This is a genomic window from Geothrix oryzisoli (genome assembly GCF_022808865.1).
In the GTDB taxonomy this organism is placed as follows: domain Bacteria; phylum Acidobacteriota; class Holophagae; order Holophagales; family Holophagaceae; genus Geothrix; species Geothrix oryzisoli.
The window spans coordinates 338,025-353,312 of record NZ_JAKZLB010000004.1 but is presented as its reverse complement, the minus strand read 5'-3'; the positions used below and the strand labels follow the sequence as shown (position 1 = coordinate 353,312).

Genomic DNA, 15,288 nt, shown 5'->3' with positions numbered 1-15,288 from the left:
GATGCCTACAGCTTAACGGGAGCGCCCTCCACCCGCATGCCGAGGGCGTTCAGCAACCAGTGGTCGTGGTTGCCGCCGGGGTTGGGGGTGGTGAGGAGCTTCTCGCCCGTGAAGATGCTGTTGGCGCCCGCGAAGAAGCAGAGGGCCTGCAGTTCGTCGCTCATCCGCGTGCGGCCGGCGCTGAGGCGGATGCGGCTCTTGGGGAACAGGATGCGGGCCGTGGCGATCATGCGCACGAGCTCGAGCGGGGGCAGGGGATCCACGTTCGCCAGGGGCGTGCCGTCCACGGCCACGAACTGGTTGATGGGGATGCTTTCGGGAGCGGGCTCCAGCTCGGTCAGTTCCTGGAGGAAGTGGATGCGCTGGTCCACCGTCTCGCCCATGCCCACGATGCCGCCGGAGCAGACCTCCAGGCCCGCGGCGCGCACGGCGGCGATGGTCTCCAGGCGCTCGTCGAACTTGCGGGTGTGGATGATGGTCTCGTAGAAGTCGCGGCTGCTGTCGATGTTGTGGTTGTAGACCTGGCAACCGGCGCCCTTCAGCCGCTTGGCCTGGGCCTCGTTGAGCATGCCGAGGGTGACGCAGACCTCCATGCCCATGCCCGAGACGCCCTGCACCATCTCGAGCACGGCGTCGAAGTTGGCGTCGTCCTTCACCTCGCGCCAGGCGGCGCCCATGCAGTAGCGGGTGCTGCCGTTGGCCTTCGCTTCCGCGGCGCCGGCCAGCACCTTCTCCACTTCCTTGAGGGGCTCGACCTTGAGTGCGGTCTGGTAGCGGGCGCTCTGGGGGCAGTAGGCGCAGTCCTCCGGACAGGCGCCGGTCTTGATGGAATCCAGCGTGCAGAACTGGATCTCCTCCGCGTTCCAGTGGGCCCGGTGGGCCGTGGCCGCCCGGTAGAGCAGCTCGGGCACGGGCAGGTCGTGGATGGCGCGGATCTCAGTAGGGGACAAAGACATCGGCGGGCTCGCAAAGAGGCGATTGTACCGGAATTCTGGATCAATGCCTGGATCCTGGATCACGGCGTGGGGGCATCCAGATTCAAGCGGTAGCCTACGTTCGGCTCGGTGATGAAATGCCGGGGGCGGGTGGGGTCAGCCTCGAGCTTGCGGCGGAGCATGGCCATGTAGATGCGGAGGTAGTGGGTGTTGCCCTCACCCCCGGGACCCCAGACTTCCGCCAGCAGCTGGCTGTGGGTGGCCACCTTTCCGTTGCGGCGCACCAGCGCCTCCAGCAGGCGGTATTCCAGGGCGGTCAGTTTCACGATCCGGCCCCCCAAGCTGACCTCCCGCCGCTCGAGGTCGATCCGGAAGCCGCCGCTGAAGACCACGGGCTCGGCCACGTCGGCCGGGATGGTGTGACGCAGGGCCACGCGGATCCGGGCCAGCAGTTCCGCGGCGCCGAAGGGCTTGGCGAGGTAGTCGTCGGCGCCCTGGTCGAGGGCCCGCACCTTGTCGCGTTCCTGGTTGCGGGCGCTGAGGATCACCACCGGCTTGCGGCTCCAGCTCCGGATCCCCTTCAACACGGCCATGCCATCCATGTCGGGCAACCCGAGGTCCAGCAGTACCAGATCCGGGTTGTGGCTGCGCGCCATGGCCAAGCCCTCGGCAGCGGTGGCCGCGCTCAGCACCTGGTACTTCTGGCCGGAGAGGGTGGGGATCAGGAAACGGCGGAGGGCCTCCTCATCCTCGATGATGAGAATCAGCGGCTGGCTCACAGGGCACCTTCCGGGGGCTGGGGCGGGGTGCCATCGAGGGGCAGGGCGAAGCGGAAGCTCGAACCGCCGCCGGGTCGCCCCTCCACGTGGATCCTTCCCCCATGGGCCTGGACGATGGCCCGGCAGATGGCGAGGCCCAGGCCCACGCTGCCTTCAGGCGCCTCCGGCAGGCGGAAGAACTTGTCGAAGATCCGATCCTCGAAGCCGTTCGGGATGCCCGGCCCCCGATCGGCCACCTCGAGATGGACCCAGCCGGGCTCGTCCCAGGCCCTCAGATCCGTGTCCTGTCCCGGTGCGTGACGCTGGGCGTTCGTCAGGAGGTTGACCAGCACCTGCTCGATGAGGACCGCATCGAAAGGGGCCAAGGTCAGGCCCTGCGGCAGGTCCACATGCACGGGCAGCGCCCCTTGGCGGCGCTCCATCCGGCCCAGGGCCGAGCCGACGACCTCTTCAAGGGGCTGCCATTCCTTCTGGACCTGGATGCTCCCGCTCTCCAGCCGCGTGAGGTCGAGGAGGTTCCCCAGCAGATGGGCGAGCCGTTCGCTTTCGTCCTGGATCATGGTGAGCAGGTCGCGCCGGGTGGATTCTGGAACCTGGCCGGGCAGCAGGAGGCTGCCGGCCGCGCCGTGAATGGCGGCGAGGGGCGTCCGGAGATCATGCCCGATGGCCCCCAGCAGGGTGCTCCGCATGCGCTCCGTCTCGCTCTCCACCTGGGCCCTGCGTGCTTCCTCCAGCCAACGCAGGCGTTCGAGGGCCAGGGCGATCTGGACGGCGAAGGCCTTCAGCAGCTCCCAGGTTCCGGGCGGAAGGCCGAGTGTCTCGCGCGGAAGGACCTGGAGGACGCCTTCGCTGCGATCGGTCCCGGTGAGCGAAAGGCAGTAGGTGCGGCCGAGGGAGAGCGGTTCCAGCGGATCCCCGAGGCGCTCACCGACATCCAGCCGCGGCAGCAGGTCTTCCGGCGGGGGCAGGCCCGGATCCAGAGAGGGGGGAGGCAGGGCCCGCCATCCAGAGCCTTCGGGAAACAGCAGGCAGGCCTCCACCTTGAATACGCGCCGGATGTGTTCCGCGGCGGAGTCAGCCACTTGCCTCGGGGTGAGGCTGCGTGCCAGCTCCCGGCCCAGCAGGTACAGCGAGGCCGTATGCACCTCCCGGCGCTGCACCTCCCGGGCCTGGTCCCGCAGTCGGTGGAGGAGCCCGACCACGGCCTGCGCAGCGAGCAGCATGGCCAGGAAGAAGAGCAGGTTGGGCCAGTGAGCCGCGGCGTCGCTGAAGCGTGGCGTCTCCAGCAGGAAGTTATAGAGCAGCGTGGCCAGGACCGCGGCCAGCACGGCGAGCCCCTGGCCCCATCGATGGGCGATGAAGGCCACCGCGGCCAGGTAGACCGGCAGCACCAGGGCGATGTTCCCCTCCCGCGGCACCAGCCAGGCCAGCCCCGAGCAGGCCGCCAGGACACTGAGGGTCCCCACCATGGCCCCGAAGCCGGTGCCCCGGTGTTCTGGTCCCGCGGAATCGCTCCGGTCATCCAGGACCTCGATGTACGTGTCGAGGCCACGGCGCTGGAGTTCGTCGGCGGTGGAATGGCCCACCCGGGCCCAGGGCCACCGGTCCCGCGAGCGTCCCAGCAGCAGGGCCTGCGCGTGGGAGCTGCGGGTCGCTTCCGACAGTCCCTGGGCCAGGGTGGGTGCCTGGATGACCCGGACTTCGGCGCCCAGGCGCTGGGCCTCCTGGAGCCACACCTGGACCTGTTCGCCATCCTCCGCCAGCTGGGCGCCCCCGGTTTCCACATGGACCGCGATCCACGGGGCGGATCGTTTCCGGGCTAGGCGGAACCCGGCCTGGATGAGGCGGAGGGCGCGCGCCTCAGCTCCGAGGGCCACCAGGATGGGGCGGGGCGCGGTTTCCATGGAAGGTCCAGGGTAAACGGTGGGGTCGCATAAAAAGCGCGTAAAAAGTCGGACCGGTGGACCCGCGTCACAGGCCCTCCTCTGCATACTTCCGGCATCTGGCGAATCCGGATGAGGAGGTTCCTTTTATGGCGCCCATGCCACTGAATGTCGGAAATACAGCATTCATGCTTCTCTGCGCGAGCCTCGTCATGCTCATGACGCCGGGTTTGGCCTTCTTCTACGGCGGGCTGGTGGGCCGCAAGAACGTGCTGACGATCATGACCCAGAGCTTCGTCTCCCTGGGCTGGACCACGGTGCTGTGGTTCGCCTTCGGCTATTCGATGTGCTTCGGCCCGACCTGGCACGGCATCGTGGGCGATCCCACCCACTACGCCTTCCTGAAGGGCATCACCCTGACCACCATGTTCACGGGCAACGACGCGGGCATCCCCCTGATCGTCCACGTGGCCTACCAGATGATGTTCGCCATCATCACGCCGGCGCTCATCACGGGGGCCTTCGCGAACCGCGTGACCTTCAAGGCCTACTTCCTCTTCCTGACGGGCTGGCTGGTCTTCGTCTACTTCCCCTTCGTCCACATGGTCTGGAGCCCGGAGGGCATCCTGGCGAAGTGGGGCGTCCTCGACTTCGCCGGTGGCATCGTGGTGCACAACACCGCGGGCCTTGCCGCCCTGGCGTCGATCCTCTACGTCGGCCGCCGCAAGGTGGTGGAGAACGTGCCGCACAACATCCCCTTGATCGCGCTGGGCACCGGCCTGCTGTGGTTCGGCTGGTACGGCTTCAATGCAGGCTCGGAGCTGAGGGTGGACAGTGTCACCGCCAGCGCCTTCCTGAACACCGATATCGCGGCCTCCTTCGCTGCCGCGGCCTGGCTTTTCGTGGAGTGGATGAACGCCAAACAACCCAAATTCGTGGGTCTGCTCACCGGCGCCGTGGCGGGTCTGGCCACGATCACGCCCGCGGCGGGCTATGTCTCCCTCAGCACGGCCGCCCTCATCGGCATCCTGGCGGGCGTGATCTGCTACTACGCCGTGGCCTTGAAGAACAAGCTGGGCTGGGATGACGCGCTGGATGTCTGGGGCGTGCACGGCGTCGGCGGGTTCATGGGGGTGATCTTCCTGGGCATCTTCGCCTCCAAGGCGTGGAACCCGGCGGGATCCGACGGTCTGCTGCTGGGCAACGTGGCCTTCTTCGGCAAGCAGTGCGCCGCGGTGGCGATATCCTCCATATGGGCGTTCGGCTTCACCTACGGGATGCTCTGGATCATCGATCGCATCACGCCCGTCCGCGTGGGGGCCACGGCGGAGGAACATGGGCTCGATTCCGAGCTGCACGGTGAAGAGGCCTATCCCCAGGGGCTTTGAGTGCCGCGACCTTCCCGAGTGGAGGGCCGGTTGTCGAGTATCGCGGGCCGGGCGGCTCTCCGGAGCCGCCTGGCCTTGGTTTCACGGAGACAGGCATGCGCGCCCTTTCCCTGATGTGGCTGCTCCCGGCCCTGGGGGCCACCCTTACGGCCCAGGCCCCGCCGGTTCCGCCACCGGCCCTCACTTGGCGGGGTTCTCTCTGGGCCTCTGCGGTGACCCAGAACCGCGAGACGCCGGATGGCTCCCTGCTCTTCCGGCCCCTTGAAGCGGGGCAAAGTCAATTTTCTCTCGATGGTCTCATGCTCGGGGCGGATGCGACCTTCGCCGAGGGCTGGTCCGCCAAGGCCACCCTGCTCGCGGGGCAGGCGGGCCGGGCCGTCCAGACCGCCACGGGAGAGACGGGCAGCATCGCCGCCGTGGAGGCCATGCTGGTGTGGACCGGCGGGCGGGATACTTTTCGCGCCGGGCGGATGATCACCTTCATCGGCATGGAATTCCTCGATGGCTCGCAGAATGTGACCACCAGCCGGGGCCTGCTCTTCAGCTTCGCGGATCCCTTCGGCCAGGTGGGGATCCACTGGCACCACGCCTTCAGTCCGATCTGGAGTTCGGATCTCTGGGCGTTCAACGGAGAGGATCGCCTCAAGGACAACAACCACGGCAAGACCGTGGGACTTGGGATCACCTACAACCACCGGGGAGCGCAGGAGAAGTACCTGTCGCTTCATGTCTACTCCGGACCGGAGCAGGATGGTCTCGGATCCAGCGCCAATAGCGGTGCCGAAGGGCGGAAGCGCGAGCGGGTCTGCCTCATGGGCCAGTGGGTCGGCGGCCCCTCCACCCTTCAATGGGAGGTCTCCCTTGGACGGGAGGCCTTCGCGGAGGGCAGCATTCTCGGCGCCACGGCCCCAGTCACGGCCGCCTTCCGGGGGTATGGGCTCATCTACAGGCATCAGGTGACGCCCTCCGTCAGCCTCTTCGCCCGGTCGGAATGGTTGACCGATGACGCGGGCGTGCGCTTGTCCGCGGACCCTTCGATCCGGGCGAGCCTCGGGCTCGGAGGCACGGGCTATGCGGGTCGCCTCGGTGCCGGGCTCCGTGCCCAGTCCCTCAGCCTCGGCATGGAAAAGAAGCACGGGCCGGCCTTCGCCCGCCTCGAACTCCGGAGGGATCGCCTCAACCGGGATCTGAAGGACGCCCAGGGGGCAGCCTTCCGGGACGGCGTATCCGGCACCGTAAGCCTGGGGGCGAGTTTCTAGACCCTTTCGTCATGAATTGATCTGCGGCGGTCTGTGTCGCATGTACGAAATGGTTCGGGAAAAGGGAAGGTCTGTGGAAAATAAGCGGATAAATCGGGCTCACCCGGGCCCATGCTAGATTTCGGGATGGATCTGGAAGCCCACCCCAAGCCAGGAGTGCCTTTGGCCGCTCGTTCCGACCTGTCAGCGCCCGCCACGACCCTGACCCGCGAGCAGCGGGTCCGGCTCTTCCGCACGATCTATGCGGCTCGCCGCATCGACGACAAAGAGATCACGGGCAAGCGCCAGAACAAGGTCTTCTTCCAGATCAACGGTGTGGGTCACGAGGCCATCCAGGCCGCGGCGGCGATGTGCTTCCGGCCCGGCCACGACTGGTTCTTCTTCTACTACCGCGACCGGGCCCTGGCCTACGGCCTGGGCTACTCCACGAAGGAGATGTTCCTGGGCTCCGTGGGCTCCGTGGACGACCCGGCCAGCGGTGGCCGCCAGATGCCCAGCCACTGGGGCCACCAGGGCCTGAACATCTTCACGACCTCCAGCCCCACGGGCAGCCAGTTCCTGCAGGCCGTGGGCGCGGCGGAGGCGGTGCTCCGCGCCGAGCAGGGCGGGCTCCAGGAGGTGCTGGGCACGGCCGCCGACCAGGTGGCGCTGGTCACCACCGGTGATGGCACCTGCAGCCAGGGCGAGTTCTGGGAGGCCATCAGCAACGCCGTGAACCTGAAGGTCCCGGTGGTCTTCCTGGTGGAGGACAACGGCTATGCCATCAGTACCCCCAGCGAGGTGCAGTACCCCGGTGCCAACATCGCGGCCCTGCTGCAGGGCTACGCCGCCCACGGTCTCCTGATCCTGGACGAGGTGGACGGCTGCGACCCCCTGGCCAGCTACGAGGCGATGAAGGCCGCCGCCGACCATGCCCGCGCCCGCAAAGGGCCGGCCCTGGTGCGCGCCAAGGTGATCCGGCCCTACAGCCACTCTCTGTCGGATGACGAACAGCTCTACAAGTCCAAGACCCAGCGCGAGACCGAGGCCCGGCGGGACCCGGTGACGACCTACGCGAACCAGCTCGTGGCCTGGGGCGACCTGAGCCCTGAGCAGCTGCAGATGTTGAAGGAGGAGGTCCAGGCCGAGATCGACGCCGCCTGGGACGAGGCCGAGGCCGCCCCCCGGCCCGAGCCGGGCAGCTTCTACCAGCACCTGTACAGCGAAGAGGTCGACCCCACCTCGGCTGCCTTCGACACCGAGCAGGCCGCAGGCGACCAGGCCACCGGCGCCAAGACGATGCTGGATCTCATCAACACGACCCTGAAGCACGAGATGGCCCGGGATCCGCGCATCCTCCTGTTCGGCGAGGACGTGGCCGACGCCAGCCGCGAGGAGATCCTCGGCGAGGTCAAGGGCAAGGGTGGCGTCTTCAAGACCACGCACGGCCTCCAGAAGCAGTTCGGCGCGCACCGCGTGTTCAACACGCCCCTGGCGGAGGCCACCATCATCGGCCGGGCCATCGGCCTGGCGGCCCGGGGCTTCAAGCCCGTGGTGGAGATCCAGTTCTTCGACTACATCTGGCCCGCCATGCAGCAGCTCCGCGACGAGCTGGCCACGATCCGCTGGCGCTCGAATGGGGCCTTCAAGGCGCCTGTGGTGGTGCGCGTGCCCATCGCCGGCTACCTCATGGGCGGCGCCACCTACCACAGCCAGTGCGGCGAGAGCACCTTCACCCACCTCCCGGGCCTGCGGGTGATCTGCCCCAGCAACGCCCTGGACGCTGCCGGGCTGCTCCGCACGGCCATCCGCTGTGACGATCCGGTGCTGTTCCTCGAGCCCAAGCACCTCTACCGGCAGACCCACAACAAGGGCAACGATCCAGGCCCCGACTTCATGATCCCCTTCGGCAAGGCCCGGGTGGCGCGCGAGGGGGCCGATCTCTCGGTCATCACCTTCGGCAACACCGTGCACCGCGCCGTGCAGGCCGCGCGGGAGGCCGAGAAGGAGGGCCTCTCCGTCGAGATCATCGACCTGCGCTCGCTGAACCCCTACGACTGGGCGGCCATCGAGCGCACGGTGAAGAAGACCCACCGCGTGATCGTGGCCCACGAGGACACGCTCAGCTGGGGCTATGGCGCCGAGATCGCGGCCCGCATCGCCGACGAGCTGTTCTTCCACCTGGACGCCCCCGTGCGCCGCGTGGCGGCCAAGGACACCTGGGTGGCCTACTATCCGGCGCTGGAGGACGAGATCCTGCCCCAGCCCAAGGACTTCCTCGAAGCCTACCGGAAGCTCGCGGCCGTCTAGGGCTCCCGGTCTTAGAGCCCCCACACCTCGCGAGAGACCGATAGGATGAGCCATGACCGGAGGGTCCATGCGCTTGGCTCCCATGCTGTTCCTGCTCGCGAGCATTCCGGCCTTCGCCCAGCTGGGGCGCTCCTCGGACGGCGGACCCGTGCCTCTGTCCGGCTGGACCCTCGGGCTCCAGAGGGTCCAGCCCTCGCTGTCCGCCAGCCTCGAGGGAAGCCGCGATGGGAAGGCCTCCCTGGTGGATACGGACGCCGACCTCGGACTGGCGCGGGACGGCAACCCCCTCGGAGTCCTCCTGGAGTACCAGGGCGCGGCCCATGGCTTCCAGTTCACCTACGATTCCGCGCGCTACCGCGGAAACCGGGATCTGCCTCGCGCCATCTTCCTGGATGGGACCCCCTACGCGGCGGGGACGCCGCTCCAGACTCAGGCGAAGGTGGAGGTCCTGGAAGGGCTCTGGACCTACAAGTTCGTCCGGCGCCCCGATGCCTGGCTGGGCTTCGACCTGGGCGTCCAGCTCCTCCGCATGGATCTCAAGGCGCTTGCGGCCACGGCGATCCCCAGCACCCAGGCGGCCCGTCCCACCGGGGTGCTGCCCCAGGTGGGCCTCACGGGTTGGTCCTCGGGGGTGGATGGCCTCCTGGAATCGAGGGTCTATGCCCGGTACATGACCTACCGGGGGGCCACGTCCTTCCGCTACGGCGTGGACGCCAGGGCCTACCTCTATCCGAAGTTCGGACTGCGGGCGTTCTTCGAGGACGGTCGCGTGCGCGTCCCCCGCGGGTCCGTGGAGGGAGACCTGGAGGTCCGGGCCGACCGGCGGATCACGGGGCTGGGCCTGGTGATCCGGTTCTGAAGGCCGGCGGGCGCTCCGGCGGCTTCCCGGAAAAGACTGCCCGCAGAAAAAAGCGGTGGACGGCGGCAATCCTGTCATGCTGTTTGGCGTGACCCGCCAGGGGCGGAATTCACATCAACGCATGACGGCCTTGTCTGGGGAAAGTCATCGCTACATCATCACCAGACATTCTGCAGGAAACAGTCATGGCACAAGGCACCGTCAAGTGGTTCAACGCTGAGAAGGGCTTCGGCTTCATCACCCCCGATGAGGGCGGCGCCGACCTCTTCGTCCACCACACCGCCATCCAGGGCGGCGGCTTCCGCACGCTGGACGAGAATCAGCGCGTCAGCTTCGAAGTCGCCCAGGGCCAGAAGGGCCCCCAGGCGACCAACGTTCAGAAGCTCTAGTCTTCACTTATCGTTCAACAGAAAAGGCGGCCCATCGGGCCGCCTTTTCATAGGTGCCGTCCGACCGATGACCTCAGTGGTGCCCGTGGCCGTCGGTGACCGTGGGCTTGCCGATGAACTCCGCCTTGCGGCCGAAGAAGATCACCCACAGGCCGTAGAGGGCCAGCACGACGACGCCCAGGGTCAGGAGGGCATGCCGGAGCGCCGCCAGGCCGGTCCAGTGGAAGCCCAGCAGACCGATGATGAGGCCCAGGAAGCCGGTGCCGATGAGCAGGAGGCCCCAGCGGGCCGAGGCCAGGGGGTTCTGTCCCACTTCTTCGGGAAGGGTGCCCAGGGGATTCTTCACCTCGCCGGCCACATGGGTGCCCTGGAAGATCAGGATAAAGAAGAGGATGAAATAGAAGACCAGGAAGAGCATGGGCATACCTCGCCTTTCTTCCTATCACGATTTCCCCGCCCCTGGGCGGAATTCGGTGCATGGGTCACAACCTGCGGGGCCCCCGGACAGGGGGTCAGGCACCCTCGTCCAGGATGGTCCGGCCGGCCCGGATGACCGCTTCCTTCCGGCTCAGCCACTGGTGTTCCCGGTGGTTCCGCTGGAGGTAGACGGTCAGGCAGGCCCCGGCCAGGAGGAGGCAGAGGACGGTCAGGCCCACGAGGGTGGGTGCGGTCTCCTTCGGGGCCTGGGGCCAGAGGGTGGGGAGGCCGGCGGCCCCGGCCAGGCAGGCCAGACCGAGGATCGCGGTCTGGGCGGCCCGGAGGCGCCAGGGGCGGATCTGTTTGGCCACGGCGACTCGGGAGAGGTCCCGGACGAAGTCCAGCTGCTCGTCCGCGTTCGGGGTTCCGTGCACCGCCTCCAGCTCGAGTTTGGCCAGGGAGAGGGCGAGTTCTCCCGAGGCGTCGTCCAGCCTCGCGGTCCGGCTCCGGATGGTCATGGTGGGGCTCCTTTCCTGGAGAAACGGGGGCCGGCCTCAGTGGAAGGAGAGGCCGCCTCCTTGGGGATTCCGAAGGGTCAAGACGAAGGGCAGGGCCAGGAGGAAGACCACGACCAGGAAGCCGAGGACATCCACGAAGCTCATGAGGAAGGACTGGCGCGTCACCTCCACGCCGATGAAACCCTGGGCGAGGGCCCGCACGGAGACCGGATCCAGGCCCGCCCGGGGGAACAGCCCCTGGCTGAGGTTCGCGAAGCCGGTCTGATAGGCCCCGCTGAAAGGGGTCACCTGCTCGGCGAGGCGGGCGTGGTGGAACTGGGCGCGCTGCGCCAGGAGGGTGCTGGCGAGGGCGATCCCGACGCTGCCGCCCTCGTTCCGCATGAGGTTGAACATGCCCGAGGCCGTGCCCACGAGCGCGGGCGGGATGCGCTGGACCGCGGCCGTGGCGATGGGGACGAACACGAAGCCCAGGCCCAGGCCGTGGAAGATCCAGGCGGTGACGAGGTAGGCCATGCCCGTCTGGAGGTTCACATGGGTCAGGAGCCAGGCCGAGTAGGCCATGGAGGCGGCCCCCGCCGCCACGATGAGGCGCACGTCCACCTTGCCCATGGCCAAGCCCACCGCGATCATGGCCACCACGGAGGCCACGCCGCCCGGACTCAGGATGAGCCCTGCCCAGGTGGGGGTGAACCCCAGCAGGTTCTGGACGAACAGCGGCAGCAGGATGAACGCCGCATAGAGGCCGACGCTGATGATGAAGATGATGGCCATGCCGCCCGCGAACTCCGGCAGGCGGAACATCCGCAGGTCCACCAGCGGGTTCTCCGCGGTGAGGGAGCGCCAGATGAAGAGGGTGATCCCCAGGGCCGCGAGCCCGGCGCAGACCTTCATGGCGTTGGAGGCGAACCAGTCCAGGCGCTCGCCGCGGCTGAGGAAGAGCTCCAGGCAGCCCAGGCCCACGGCCACGAAGATCAGGCTCCAGTAGTCCACCGCGCCTTCGGGCCGCCGGAGGTAGTCCGGATCCTCCACGAAAGTGAAGGCCAGGTAGTACGCCACCACGCCCACGGGGAGGTTGATCCAGAAGATCCAGGGCCAGGTCCAGTTGTCCGTGATCCAGCCGCCCACCAGGGGCCCGAGGATGGGGCCGAAGATCACGCCGATGCCGAAGATGGCCGAGGCCAGGCCGTGCTCCTCCTGCGGGAAGGCCTCCAGGGTGATGGCCTGGGACATGGGCACCATGGCGCCCCCGGCCAGCCCCTGGACCACCCGCATGAGGATCAGCCACATCAGGCTGGGCGCCGCCCCGGCACCGAAGCTCGCCAGGGTGAAGATCGCCAGGCAGAGCAGGTAGAGGCGCTTGCGGCCGAAGGTGGCGCCCAGCCAGCCGGTGATGGGCAGGATGATGGCGTTGGCCACGAGGTAGCTGGTGATGACCCAGGTGATCTCGTCCGTGCCCGCGGCGAAGGTGCCCTTCATGTGGGGGAGCGCCACGTTGGCCACGGAGGTGTCCAGCACCTCCATGAAGGTCCCCAGCATGGTCGTCAGGGCGACGATCCACTTGTGGGCAGTTCCCCGCGGCACATCCATGGCGGCCTCAGCGGCTCCGGGTGTCGATCTCGGCCGCCACGCTGAGGCCCAGCCGGAGCCGGTGCTCGGGATCGGCGCCGGGATCGAGGGCGATCTTCACGGGGAGCCGCTGGACCACCTTCACCCAGTTGCCCGTGGCGTTCTCCGCGGGCAGCAGGCTGAAGGCGGCGCCGGTGCCCGCGGAGAGGCTCTCCACGGTGCCCATGAAGGTCCGGCCGTCGAGGTCCGTCGTCATCCGCACGCGCTGGCCGGGGCGCACCCGCCGGAGCTGGGTCTCCTTGAAGTTGGCCTCCACCCAGAGGGCCTCCTGGCCCAGGGGCACCACCGCCAGCAGGGGCTGGCCCGCGGCCACCACCATCCCCGGCTCCGCCAGCTTGCGGCTCACGGTGCCGTCGCAGGGCGCCGTGATCGCGCAGTAGGAGCGCTGGAGCCGGGCCTGGTCCAGGGCCGCCTGGGCCACCTGGACCTTGCTCCGGCTCACGCCCAGCAGCCCCTGGGCCGCGGCCACCTGCTTCCGGGCCGCCGCCACCTGGGCCGTGGCCACCTCCTCGGCGGTGGTGGCCTGGTCGTGCTTCTGGCGGGGGATGGACTGCCGCGCCAGGAGGGCGTCCATGCGCCGCTTCTCGAGGCCCGCCAGGGTCCGCTGGCTCTCGGCGGCCTGGACCTGGGCCCGGGCCTGGGCGATCTGGGCCCCGTTCAGGGCGAGGGCGCTCCGGGCCTCCGCCAGGGAAGCCTCGGCCCGCGCAATGGCGGCGTCATAGTCGCGGGGATCCAGAATGGCCAGCGCCTGGCCCATCCGGACCGCCTGGTTCTCCTGCACCGCCACCTGGAGCAGCGGCCCGGGGATGTGGCTCGACACCGCCACCACATGCCCCTTCACGTAGGCATTGTCCGTGGCCACGAACACCTGGCCGTGGCGCCAGCGGACCAGGGCCCAGACGGTGCCCACGGCGGCCAGGGCGAGGATGATCGCCAGGGAGATCCACTTCTTCGTCTTCGCATCCATCTCATCGCTCCCGGGGCGCGTGCGCCTCGAAGAAGGCCGGCAGGTCCTCGCCCAGCACAGCGAGCAGGGCGGTCTGCTGGGCGTAGGCCCGGTAGCGCCGGTCCTCCAGGGCACTGCGGCTCTCGGCCAACACCGATTCCGCGTCCAGCACATCCGTGTTGCGCACCAACCCTTCCTGGTACTGGTCGCCCACCATGCGGAGGTTCTCTTCCGCGGAGGCCACGTTGAGGCGGGCGGTGTCTACCTCGCGCAGGGACTGGCGGAAGGCCCGCAGGGCCGCAGCGGCCGCGGTCTCGGCCTGGCGCTCCGCCTCCTGCAGGTCCCGGCGGGCGCGGCCGGTCTCCGCGTCGGCCTGCCGGACTCGGGCTGTGCGGATGCCCCCGTCGAAGAGCTTCCAGGAGAGGCCGACGAACAGGCTCGTCTCGTGCTCATGGGTCAGGAAGGAGTTCTGGCCATAGGTGTGGCTGGCTTCCGCGGCCAGCGTGGGAAGGAGGTCCTTCCGCCGGTACGTCGCCTGGTCCGCCAGGGCCCGGGCCCGCGCGCGGGCCGCCTGCACAGCCTCGTTCCGCTGCCGTGCGCGGGCGCGGCAGGCGGGTTCGTTCCAGGGCAGCTCCGGCGGACCGGCCAGGGTCTCCGGCAGGTCCTGGGCCGTGTCGGGGCGCAGGCCCATGGCCACGTTCAGGCCCTCCAGGGTCGAGGCATAGGCTTGGCCGAGGGCCTGCTCCGCATCCCCCACCGCCCGCAGCGCCACTTCGGTGCGCAGGAGGTCGTTGCGCGCCACGACCCCCTGCTCGAAGAGGGCCCGGGCGTGGCCCAGGTGGAGCTCCAGGGCCTCCCGGCGCTGGACCAGGACCCGCATCTGGGCCTTCAGGTTCAAAAGGGCGAAGTAGCGGGCGGCCACCTCGCTCTGCGCCTTCAGGAGGTCGGCGCCGCCGGACCGCGCCACCGCCTCTTCGCGGGCACGGGAGGCTGAGAGGGCCTCGCCCCGCCGGCCGAAATCCCAGAGCAGATACTGGACGGAGGCCCGGTAGCGCCAGGCCTGGCTGTCCGACGTGGGGAACACCTGCGGCGGCACCGTGAGGGGGCCGATCCGCATGGGCTGGCTCACCAGCTCCGGGCGGTGGTCCGTGGTCCAGTAGCCGCCCTGGATCTGGACCTCGGGCCAGTAGAGGCCCCGCACCTGGGCGGTCTCCTCGTGGGCTCCGGCCAAGCTGGCGCGGGCCGCTTCGGCCGCCTGGGAGTGCTCGCCGGCCAGGCGCAGGGCCCGGGGGAGGCCCAGGGGCTCGGCGCCGGGCAGGAACCCCGCCAGGGCGAGGGTGAGGAGCAGTGGGGGCGTCCTCATGGCCGGGCCCCCGCCCCCTGGAGGAAGCAGGCCATGGCGCGGTCTACGCAGACCTGGGGATCCTCCTTGATGCCGTTCCGGTGGCTGCGGTAGAGGGAGGCCTCCAGCACCCCGAAGCAGAGCTGGGTGAGGAACTCCGTGTCCAGGTCCTGGAGCAGGCCGGCTTCCACGGCCTGTCGGAGGATGCCTTTCAGGCGACCCCGCTCGGTCTCGTAGATCTCCTTCTGCCGGGGGAGGAACCGGGACTCGAAGCCCCAGTCGAAGTAGAACCGGTGGTGGATGAAGAGGGGGAGCCAGAGGACCCGGTCCTTGAACTGGTCCGCGTAGGCCTGGAACATGGCCCGGAGCTGCTCCAGGGGCGGGCGGGCCTCCCGCAGGACCGCCTCCGCCCGGGCGGAGAAGTGCTCCGCCCGCCGGGTCAGCACCTGCTCGTAGAGCTCCCGCTTGGAGGGGAAGTGCTCGTAGAGCCCCTGCATCCCGATCTGGGCCTCCGCGGCGATCTCCTGCATGGTGGCCTCGTCGAAGGGCTTCCGGCCGAACACATGGGCCGCCGCTTCGAGCAGCAGGTCTTTCCTCTGCTGCTTTTCGAGATGTTTCCGATCCAGGACCATGGGGCCTCCGAATCCACATTCCGAAT

Annotated in this window: 14 protein-coding genes; 5 read left to right on the top strand and 9 right to left on the bottom strand. The window is 68.8% G+C overall.

The genetic code is table 11. The annotated features are described in order from the left end of the window. Positions 1-5: 5 nt before the first annotated feature. From bioB to MLE43_RS12790, 3 genes are read right to left on the bottom strand one after another with little or no spacing between them, the layout of a single operon-like run. Positions 6-956 carry a biotin synthase BioB gene (gene bioB, locus MLE43_RS12800; protein ID WP_243304630.1) on the bottom strand — a complete coding sequence of 317 codons (951 nt, stop codon included), beginning with the start codon at positions 954-956 and terminating at the stop codon, positions 6-8. Between the two features lie 59 nt (positions 957-1,015). Further along, positions 1,016-1,714, bottom strand: a complete 699-nt coding sequence (locus MLE43_RS12795; RefSeq protein WP_243304627.1) for a response regulator — start codon at positions 1,712-1,714, stop codon at positions 1,016-1,018. Beyond that, the gene (locus tag MLE43_RS12790) at positions 1,711-3,618 is read right to left on the bottom strand and encodes an ATP-binding protein (RefSeq protein WP_243304626.1); all 1,908 of its coding nucleotides are present in this window, start codon (positions 3,616-3,618) and stop codon (positions 1,711-1,713) included. Before MLE43_RS12790 ends, MLE43_RS12795 begins: the two co-directional genes overlap by 4 nt. A 137-nt stretch (positions 3,619-3,755) precedes the next feature. Here MLE43_RS12790 and MLE43_RS12785 point away from each other — a divergent pair, with 137 nt between their 5' ends. The 5 genes from MLE43_RS12785 to MLE43_RS12765 all read left to right on the top strand — a co-directional run bounded on the left by MLE43_RS12785 (position 3,756) and on the right by MLE43_RS12765 (position 9,781). Continuing rightward, positions 3,756-4,985, top strand: coding sequence for an ammonium transporter (locus MLE43_RS12785; protein WP_420843208.1), 1,230 nt, complete (start codon positions 3,756-3,758; stop codon positions 4,983-4,985). Between the two features lie 95 nt (positions 4,986-5,080). Beyond that, positions 5,081-6,244, top strand: a complete 1,164-nt coding sequence (locus MLE43_RS12780; RefSeq protein WP_243304621.1) for an outer membrane beta-barrel protein — start codon at positions 5,081-5,083, stop codon at positions 6,242-6,244. Positions 6,245-6,400: 156 nt separating this feature from the next. Next, positions 6,401-8,533 (top strand): alpha-ketoacid dehydrogenase subunit alpha/beta, encoded by a 2,133-nt coding sequence (locus tag MLE43_RS12775; protein WP_420843207.1) that lies wholly within the window; start codon positions 6,401-6,403, stop codon positions 8,531-8,533. 67 nt (positions 8,534-8,600) lie between these two features. After that, complete coding sequence (locus MLE43_RS12770; protein ID WP_243304618.1) at positions 8,601-9,392, top strand: hypothetical protein; 792 nt, start codon at positions 8,601-8,603, stop codon at positions 9,390-9,392. 185 nt (positions 9,393-9,577) lie between these two features. Beyond that, positions 9,578-9,781: a cold-shock protein gene (locus MLE43_RS12765; protein ID WP_243287678.1), complete on the top strand. Its 204-nt coding sequence runs from the start codon at positions 9,578-9,580 to the stop codon at positions 9,779-9,781. Between the two features lie 73 nt (positions 9,782-9,854). Here the strand turns inward: MLE43_RS12765 and MLE43_RS12760 are convergent, their stop codons facing one another. The 6 genes from MLE43_RS12760 to MLE43_RS12735 all read right to left on the bottom strand — a co-directional run bounded on the left by MLE43_RS12760 (position 9,855) and on the right by MLE43_RS12735 (position 15,262). Then, on the bottom strand, positions 9,855-10,205 hold the full coding sequence (locus MLE43_RS12760; RefSeq protein ID WP_243304617.1) for a hypothetical protein: 351 nt from the start codon (positions 10,203-10,205) through the stop codon (positions 9,855-9,857). 88 nt (positions 10,206-10,293) lie between these two features. Continuing rightward, positions 10,294-10,716 carry a hypothetical protein gene (locus MLE43_RS12755; RefSeq protein ID WP_243304615.1) on the bottom strand — a complete coding sequence of 141 codons (423 nt, stop codon included), beginning with the start codon at positions 10,714-10,716 and terminating at the stop codon, positions 10,294-10,296. A gap of 36 nt (positions 10,717-10,752) precedes the next feature. Beyond that, complete coding sequence (locus MLE43_RS12750) at positions 10,753-12,303, bottom strand: DHA2 family efflux MFS transporter permease subunit (protein ID WP_243304613.1); 1,551 nt, start codon at positions 12,301-12,303, stop codon at positions 10,753-10,755. Positions 12,304-12,310: 7 nt separating this feature from the next. Further along, positions 12,311-13,309 carry an HlyD family secretion protein gene (locus MLE43_RS12745; protein WP_243304611.1) on the bottom strand — a complete coding sequence of 333 codons (999 nt, stop codon included), beginning with the start codon at positions 13,307-13,309 and terminating at the stop codon, positions 12,311-12,313. Between the two features lies 1 nt (position 13,310). Next, positions 13,311-14,651: a TolC family protein gene (locus tag MLE43_RS12740; protein WP_243304609.1), complete on the bottom strand. Its 1,341-nt coding sequence runs from the start codon at positions 14,649-14,651 to the stop codon at positions 13,311-13,313. Continuing rightward, positions 14,648-15,262 (bottom strand): TetR/AcrR family transcriptional regulator, encoded by a 615-nt coding sequence (locus MLE43_RS12735; protein ID WP_243304607.1) that lies wholly within the window; start codon positions 15,260-15,262, stop codon positions 14,648-14,650. The genes MLE43_RS12740 and MLE43_RS12735 overlap by 4 nt, the downstream gene beginning before the upstream one ends. Positions 15,263-15,288: the final 26 nt, after the last annotated feature.